We start from the raw sequence: 2,010 nt of genomic DNA, 5'->3' as shown, positions 1-2,010 counted from the left end.
TGACCACTGAGCCCTCAGGCCTCAGCCCGCGCAACACCACCCGCGGCCGACCAAGGACCACGGGCACCGATGTCTGCGCCCGCTGCAGCCGCAACGCGGGCAAGGCCCGGGTGAGGTGGCCGGAGGGGAAGGTCTGCGGACCCTGCTTTACCGTCGCCACCCGGACCTACGGCAGCTGCCCCGGCTGCAACCAGCATCGGCTCCTCCCCGGACCCCCATCTGACCGGGGCGGACCCCGCTGCGCCGAATGCGCAGGCATCCCCCACGACTTTCGTTGCACCCGCTGCCGGACCGAGACCGAGTCCTACCGGCGCGGCACTTGCGCCCGCTGCGCCCTCCGCGACGACCTCACCGTCATGCTGCTCGCCCTCCCGGCGGACCCGGCGGCGATGGGCCGGCTGGTCGACGCCCTCTGCCAAGCCGAGCGCCCGGAGAGCATCATCACATGGAAGCGCTCTCCCAAGGTCCAGGCCCTCCTGGCCTCACTCTCTGCCGGGAGCACTCCGCTGACCCACGAAGGCCTCGACCAGCACATTGAGACGGCAGGGCGCGCCGTTGACCACCTCCGCGCCATTCTGGTCCACCACGGCCTGCTCCCATACCGGGACCCGTACCTTGCCCGCTTCGAGACGTGGGTTGAGGACAAGCTCCACCCCTGCCGCCCGAGATCGCCCGGCCCGTCGAGCACTTCGCCAAATGGCACCACCTCAAGCGCATCCGGTCCACGGTCACCCCCGACAGCCCGGCCCGCGGCCCGGTCCACTCCGCCAAGCAGGAGATCACCGAGACCATCAAGTTCCTCGGCTGGCTCTGGGTGTTACCCGTCGCGCTTTTTGACGATGGGGGCGTCGTTGTGGATGCCGATGGGATTGGCTGGTTTGGTCGTCGCAGTGACGTGGTGGTCGGCATGCTGACGGGCCTGCCGAGATGGTGATTGCGTGTGGTCGTCACGGTGACGGCTGATTCAGGGCAGGACACAGCGCGGACACGCCGAGATTTTCAGGTGCGAAGCGGCCCGCTCAGCAGATGACCGCCCGTGAACAGCCCGATCAGGGTCCACGGCGGCAAGTCTGAGTCCAGGCGTGCCTGGTAGGCCAGTGCGGCGCCTGCCAGCAGGTTCAGCCCCCAGCCGAGCATGCTCGGCCAGGGCTTGGGACGGGCGAGGATATCTGGATCGAGGCGGAACGCGTGCTGCACTCCCTGCTCGTACAGCCACCGGGCATGCGGTTGCGGCACCCGCCGCAGCCAGCGGCGCACCGTCGAGAAGGGCCGGCCCAGTCGCGCGGCGATCGTACGGTACCCGCTCCCAGCGGCCTTAGCCGCCAGCGCGGTCCCGATGACCTCGACGGCGTCGGCTCGACGCGCGGACAGCGCCGCCGGTAACAACACGTGAGTGCGGTCGCAGCCCTGACACCGGGCGCGCCGTGGCCGCGCCGTCAGCCGCCCATCGCCCAGGCCCCGCACGGTACGGGTGCGGGCGTGCCCGTACGGGCGCAGCCGCGCCGAACAGTCCGGGCACGCGATCTCGCCCGCCCGCAAAGCCGCCTCGGCCTGCTCGGTGCTGCCCACGATCATCATCGCGTCCGGTCCTGTTCATCGGTCCCACACTCATATCAGTGACTCTTGCTTATCATGCCCGCCGCCGGGAAGGGGCCACTTCGTGTGGCTCGGGCGCCGTCCCGGCCCGAATTCGTCACCGCCGTGTAGGCCGGCATAGCAGCGGCACCACGACGACACCACCACGGCGATCGCCCCGCGCCGTTCAGAGCGCCCGGGTGGTCGTCACGATGACGCCGCCGACGAACCCTGAACCACGTCCGCAGAATCGTCACCCACTGTGACCGATGCATCTTCACACACAGAGACGCTCAACACTCTGGGACACGCACCAGCGCACCGCCGCGACCTGCGTCCAGCAGGACGTTGACGAGTGGAGGGCGAGTGGCCCCACCACCCGCAAGCTGATCCGGACCTTCTTCGTCTTCGCCCGCAACACCAGGCTCAACGTCA

General features: G+C 69.5%; 1 protein-coding gene. It reads right to left on the bottom strand.

Annotated elements, in window-relative coordinates:
- Positions 1 to 999 precede the first annotated feature (999 nt).
- Entirely contained in the window at positions 1,000 to 1,578 is a 579-nt protein-coding gene (locus HGO92_RS23080) for a DUF6431 domain-containing protein (RefSeq protein ID WP_169999072.1), read from the bottom strand.
- Positions 1,579 to 2,010 lie beyond the last annotated feature (432 nt).

Source organism: Crystallibacter degradans (assembly GCF_012952295.1).
Classification (GTDB): domain Bacteria; phylum Actinomycetota; class Actinomycetes; order Actinomycetales; family Micrococcaceae; genus Crystallibacter; species Crystallibacter degradans.
Note: the sequence above shows the minus strand (reverse complement) of the source record. Positions and strands in the feature narration are given on the sequence as shown.

Bases quoted from the DNA above. Each gene is read 5' to 3' on its own strand.
- HGO92_RS23080 (WP_169999072.1), bottom strand. From the start codon at position 1,578: ATGATGATCGTGGGCAGCACCGAGCAGGCCGAGGCGGCTTTGCGGGCG.